The 6,216-nt window shown below is 63.9% G+C and carries 3 protein-coding genes; all 3 read right to left on the bottom strand.

What is annotated here, in order from left to right:
* Nucleotides 1-202: 202 nt before the first annotated feature.
* The 3 genes from ABM562_RS26480 to mexE are packed head-to-tail and all read right to left on the bottom strand — an operon-like array spanning nucleotide 203 to nucleotide 6,060.
* Nucleotides 203-1,630 (bottom strand): efflux transporter outer membrane subunit, encoded by a 1,428-nt coding sequence (locus ABM562_RS26480; RefSeq protein WP_115086429.1) that lies wholly within the window; start codon nucleotides 1,628-1,630, stop codon nucleotides 203-205.
* Complete coding sequence (locus tag ABM562_RS26475) at nucleotides 1,627-4,806, bottom strand: efflux RND transporter permease subunit (RefSeq protein ID WP_115086430.1); 3,180 nt, start codon at nucleotides 4,804-4,806, stop codon at nucleotides 1,627-1,629. The genes ABM562_RS26480 and ABM562_RS26475 overlap by 4 nt, the downstream gene beginning before the upstream one ends.
* A 12-nt stretch (nucleotides 4,807-4,818) precedes the next feature.
* Nucleotides 4,819-6,060, bottom strand: a complete 1,242-nt coding sequence (mexE, locus tag ABM562_RS26470; protein ID WP_115086431.1) for a multidrug efflux RND transporter periplasmic adaptor subunit MexE — start codon at nucleotides 6,058-6,060, stop codon at nucleotides 4,819-4,821.
* Nucleotides 6,061-6,216: the final 156 nt, after the last annotated feature.

Here is a 6,216-nt window from a genome sequence, read left to right as displayed (position 1 = left end):
ACAATACCCCTTGGCGAGAGCAAACAGCCTGATCAAGACAGTTGCTCCCACAAGGTCCAGCGTATGCAGCACCTGTGGGAGCTGGCCTTGCCAGCGATGGGCTGCAAAGCAGCCCCTGGAATCGTCAGACACAAAAAAGCCCCGCCAGCGTGAGCCAGCGGGGCAAAGGGCCGGTCAGAAACCAACCAAAGGAGCCGTTGAATCAGTTCGCCGCGGCCACGCTCTCGGCCTGCCAGCCGCCACCGAGGGCCTTGTAGATGGCGACAATGCCGCGGTACAGGTCGACTTCACCCTGGGCCTGGGCGTCTTCGGCGCTCAGGCGTTCGCGTTCGGCGTCGAGCAGCACCAGGTAATCGACGGTGCCTTCGCGGTAGCGAATCGAGGCCAGGTCCGCCGCCTTGCGGCTGGCTTCGCTCTGGCGCAGCAGGGCCAGCAGGCGTTCCTGGCGTTTGCTGTAGTCGCTGAAGGCGTTTTCCGACTCTTCCAGGGCCAGCAGCACCTGCTGTTCATAGTTGGCCAGCGCACCCTCGGCATCGGCATTGGCACCGCGCAGGCGGGCGCGCACGCTGCCCAGGTCGAAGGCCGCCCAGGTGATGCTCGGGCCCAGGGCCCAGGCCTTGGCGGCCGAGGAGCCCAGTTGCGAGCCGCGCCCGGCGGTAAAGCCAAGGAAGCCGCTGAGGCTGACCCGTGGGAACAGGTCGGCCGTGGCCACGCCGATGTTGGCCGTGGCGGCTGCCAACTGGCGCTCGGCGCTGCGGATATCCGGGCGGCGCTTGAGCAGCTCGCCGGGGTCACCCACCGGCAAGGCCTTGGCGATGGCCGGCAACTGCGCCGGCGAGAGGTCGATGGCCAAGGCGTCCGGGCGCTGGCCAAGCAGGGTGGCGATGCGATTACGCGCCCGCACCTGTTCGGCCTGCAGTTGCGGCACGCTGGCCTCGACCGCCGCCAGGCGGGCATCGGCACGCACCACGTCAAGGTCGTTGCCGACCCCGGCGTCACGCAGGGTTACGGTGATGCCACGCGAATCCTGCTGGGTCTTGAGGTTGGCCAGGGCGATCTTCTCGCGCAACTGTGCACCGCGCAGCTGGCCATAGGCATCGACCAGTTCGGCGATCAGGCTGACCTGCAGCTGCTGCAGGTCAGCCTGCGCGGCGTCCTGCTCGGCATCGCTAGCTTCCAGTTGGCGCTGGATGCGGCCGAACAGGTCCAGTTCCCAGGCCATGTCCAGGCCCAGGTCATAGCGTTCGCTGTTGACCCGGTCCTCGGTCTGGCCAGGGACTTGGCCCTTGCCCAGGTCGGCGCTGGCACGGCTGGTCACGGTTGGCAGGGCGTCGTTGCTGACGTCGTCACGGATCGCCCGCGCCGCTTTCAGGCGGGCGAAGGCCACGCGCAGTTCACGGTTGCCGTCCAGCGACTGGCTGACCAGCTTGTTGAGTACCGGGTCGTCGAACTGCTTCCACCAGATGCTTTCGAAGCGGCTGCGGTCGAACGACGCCTTGGCGCTCGGTTCATTGGCCGCGCTCAACTGCGCCGCCGCGGTGTCCGGCGCCTGGTAGTCCGGGCCTACCGCACAGGCGGCCAGGGCCAGGACCAACAGGCTCGGCATAAAGAGTTTCAGATTGCGGTTCATGCATGACTCTCCAGCTTCAGCGCACGCGCCGCTTTGCGGGCCTCGCTGCGTTCCACGTAACGGCGGATCAGGACAAAGAACACCGGCGTCAGCAGCAGACCGAAGAAGGTCACCCCGATCATCCCGGAGAACACCGCTACACCCATGGCATGACGCATTTCAGCACCGGCACCGGAAGAGAACACCAGCGGCACCACCCCCATGATGAAGGCGATCGACGTCATCAGGATCGGTCGCAGACGCAGGCGGCAGGCTTCCAGTACCGCAGCCAGCGGGTCGAGGCCTTCGGCCTGTTTATCCTTGGCAAACTCGACGATCAGGATGGCGTTCTTGCATGCCAGCCCCACCAGTACGATCAAGCCGATCTGGGTAAAGATGTTGTTGTCGCCACCGGACAGGATCACCCCGGTAATCGCCGACAGCAGGGTCATCGGTACGATCAGGATCACCGCCAGCGGCAGGCTCCAGCTTTCGTACTGGGCGGCCAGCACCAGGAAGGCCAGCAGTACGCAGAGCGGGAAGACGAACAGCGCGGTGTTGCCGGAAAGGATCTGCTGGTAGGTCAGCTCGGTCCATTCGAAGGTCATGCCGTTGGGCAGTTCATCCTTGAGCAGCTTCTCGATGGCCTTTTCCGCTTGCCCGGAGCTGTAGCCCGGGGCGGCGGCGCCATTGATCTCGGCGGTGATGAAACCGTTGTAGTGCATGACTCGGTCCGGCCCCGAGGTATCGCTGACCTTGATGAAGGTCGCCAGCGGGATCATCTCGCCCTGGTTGTTGCGCACCTTCAACTGGCCGATCTGCTCGGCTTCGAGACGGAACTGCTGCTCGGCCTGGACGTTGACCTGGTAGGTGCGGCCAAAGCGGTTGAAGTCGTTGGCGTACAACGAACCCAGGTAGATCTGCAGGGTGTCGAAGATATCGCTGATGGCGACACCGTGGGTCTTGGCTTTCTCGCGGTCGATGGCGGCATCGACCTGCGGCACGTTGACCTGGTAACTGGTGAACAGCCCAGCCAGTTCCGGCACGTTGTGGCTCTTGGCGATGATGTTCTGGGTTTCCTTGTATAGCGCTTCATAACCCAGGTTGCCACGGTCTTCGATCTGCAGGCGGAAACCACCGATGGTGCCCAGCCCTTGTACCGGCGGCGGTGGGAAGATGGCGATGTAAGCGTCTTCGATACCGGCGAACTGCGCGTTCAGCGCGGCGGCAATCGCCGCGGCCGACTGGCTCGGGTCTTTACGCTCATTGAACGGCTTGAGCGGGGTAAACACGATGCCGCTGTTCGGGCTGTTGGTGAAGCCGTTGATCGACAGGCCCGGGAAGGCCACCGAGTCGGCCACGCCAGGTTGCTTGAGGGCGATCTCGCTCATCTTCTTGATCACCGCTTCCGTGCGGTCGAGGCTGGCGGCATCCGGCAGTTGCGCGAAGGCGACCAGGTACTGCTTGTCTTGCGCCGGCACGAAACCGGTCGGCGTCGAAGAAAAGCCCAGCCAGGTCATGATGATCAGGCCACCGTAGACGAACAGGGCGATGCCGCTGCTGCGGATGACCCGGCCGACCGCGCCGACGTAGCCATGGCTGGCCCGGTCGAAGAAGCGGTTGAACGGGCCGAACAGCCAGCCACCGAGCAGGCGCTCAAGCACTTTCGAGAAGCGGTCTTTCGGGGCGTGGTGCTCTTTGAGCAGTACCGCGGCCAGGGCCGGCGACAGGGTCAGGGAGTTGAACGCCGAGATCACCGTCGAGATGGCAATGGTCAGGGCGAACTGCTTGTAGAACTGCCCGGTAAGGCCGGAAATGAACGCGGCTGGCACGAACACTGCGCACAGTACCAGCGCCGTGGCGATGATCGGCCCGGTCACTTCGCCCATGGCCTTTTGCGTGGCTTCCAGCGGCTTGAGGCCCAGGCCGATATTACGCTCGACGTTCTCCACCACGACGATGGCGTCGTCCACCACGATCCCGATGGCCAGTACCAGGCCGAACAGCGACAGGGCGTTGAGCGAGAAGCCGAACAGGTGCATCACCGCAAAGGTGCCGATCAGCGACACTGGTACGGCCACCAGCGGAATGATCGAGGCGCGCCAGGTCTGCAGGAACAGGATAACGACCAGTACCACCAGGATCAGTGCTTCGAACAGGGTATGTACCACGGCTTCGATCGAACCGCGGACGAACACCGTCGGGTCATAGACGATGCTGTAGTCCATGCCTTCGGGGAAGTCCTTCTTCAGCTCGGCCATTTTCCCACGGACCTCATCGGAGATCTCGATGGCGTTGGAACCTGGGCGCTGGAAGATCGGGATGGCCACGGCCGGCTGGTTGTTGAGCAGCGAACGCAGGGCGTACTGGCTGGAGCCGAGCTCGACCCGGGCAATGTCCTTCAGGCGAGTGATTTCGCCATCGGCGCCTGAGCGGATGATGATGTTCTCGAACTCTTCTTCACTGACCAGGCGGCCCTGGGTGTTCACCGACAACTGGAAGCTGGTGGTCCCCGGTGCGGGTGGGGCACCGAGTTGACCGGCAGCCACCTGACGGTTCTGCTCGCGAATGGCCGCAACCACGTCGCTGGCCGTCAGGTTGCGCGATGCGGTCTTGTTTGGATCAAGCCAGACCCGCAGCGAATAGTCGCCCATGCCGAACAGCTGCACGTCACCGACGCCGCCCAGGCGGGCCAGTTCGTCCTTGATGTTAAGGATGGCGTAGTTGGACAGGTAGAGCATGTCGTAGCGGTTGTCCGGCGAGGTCAGGTGCACGACCATGGTCAGGTCGGGCGAAGCCTTGTCGACGGTGATGCCGATCCGCGTCACTTCCTCGGGCAGCTTGGGCTGGGTCCGGGTCACACGGTTCTGCACCTGCACCTGAGCGTTGTCCAGGTCGGTGCCCAGGGCAAAGGTGATGGTCAGGGTCAGCTTGCCGTCGGCGGTGGACTGGGAGGACATGTAAAGCATGTTCTCCACCCCGGTAATCGCTTGCTCAAGCGGTGCGGCGACGGTTTCGCCGATCACTTTCGGGTTGGCACCGGGGAAGTTGGCGCGCACCACCACGGTGGGCGGTACCACTTCCGGGTATTCGCTGATCGGCAGCTGGAACAGCGAGATGCTGCCGGCGATCAGGATCAACAGCGACAGCACCGCGGCGAAGATCGGCCGGGTAATAAAAAACTTGGAAAAATTCATCGGACTGATCCCTTAACCGCGCGGTGCCGAGGCACTGGCGAGTTTTACGCTGGGGGTGGCCACGGCTTTGCCCTGGACACTGGCCTCGAGCACCTGGCGTTGTTGGGCGAGGGCGGCGATGGTCGCTTCACTGGCCATCGGTGTGTCCTGCGGGTCGACCGGCGAGCCCGGGCGCACCCGTTGCAGGCCCTTGACGACGATGCGGTCATCCTTGCTCAGGCCATTGCGCACGATGCGCAGGCCTTCGAGTTTCGGCCCCAGTTCAACGGCGCGATACGCGGCCTTGTTGTCCTTGTCCATGACCAGCACGAACTTCTTGCCAAGGTCGGTGCCCACCGCTTCGTCGTTGATCAGCACCGCCGAGTAGGTGGCGCTGCCGACCAGTTTCAGGCGTGCATACAGGCCCGGGGTGAACTGGCCGTCGGTGTTGTCGAACACTGCGCGGCCACGGATGGTGCCGGTCTTGGGGTTGACCTGGTTGTCGACGAAGTTCATCTGGCCCAGGTGCGGGTTGCCGCTTTCGTTCGACAGGCCCAGGTACACCGGGGTGCTCTGGCCGCGCTGGCCGTCGCGCGCCAGCTGGGTGTACTTGAGGTACACGCGCTCGTCGGCGTCGAAGTAGGCGTAGACCTTGTCGGTGGAGACCACGCTGGTCAGCGGCGTCACATCGGCGGTGACGATGTTGCCGGCGGTGAACTGGGCGCGGCTGACCCGGCCGCTGATCGGTGCGGTAACGCGGGTGAAGCTCAGGTTCAGGCGTGCCAGATCAAGTTGGGCCTGGATCGCGGCGACACCGGCACGCGCTTCGGCGGCGGCGCTGGTGCGCGATTCGGCCAGCTCGGCGGAAATCGCGTTGCTGCTGCGCAGGCGCTCGCCACGCTGGGCTTCGTTTTCGCTGCGGATGGCGGTGGCGCGGGCTTGTTGCAGCTGGGCTTCGAGGCGGCGGACCTCTGCCTGGAACGGACGTGGGTCGATCTGGAACAGCAGATCGCCTTTTTTCACCTGGGCGCCTTCGGTGAAGGCCACCTGGTCGATCTGCCCGGAGACGCGCGGGCGCACCTCGACGGTTTCCGGTGCCTCCAGGCGGCCGGTGAACTCGTCCCATTCGTTGATCGGTTGTTCCAGTACCTTGGCCACGCTGACCTTGGTCGCCGCCGGCGCCTGCACGGCCTCCGGGGTGCGACCGCAGGCACTCATCACCAATACAGCCAATAGAGCAAGGGGGTAACGCAAAGGTTTGAGTGACTGTTCCATGGGGAGTCCGCCAATTTATTGATAGTGGGCGGATTCTGCGATTTGTAACTATTAACAACGAATCGAATGGGGCGAAGGTTATTATCATCGGGAATGATATGAGGGAATCGGCGGTGGCCTCATCGCTGGCAAGCCAGCTCCCACAGGGTCGGCATA

The sequence above is a fragment of the Pseudomonas sp. ZL2 genome (genome assembly GCF_054788455.1).
Note: the sequence above shows the minus strand (reverse complement) of the source record. Positions and strands in the feature narration are given on the sequence as shown.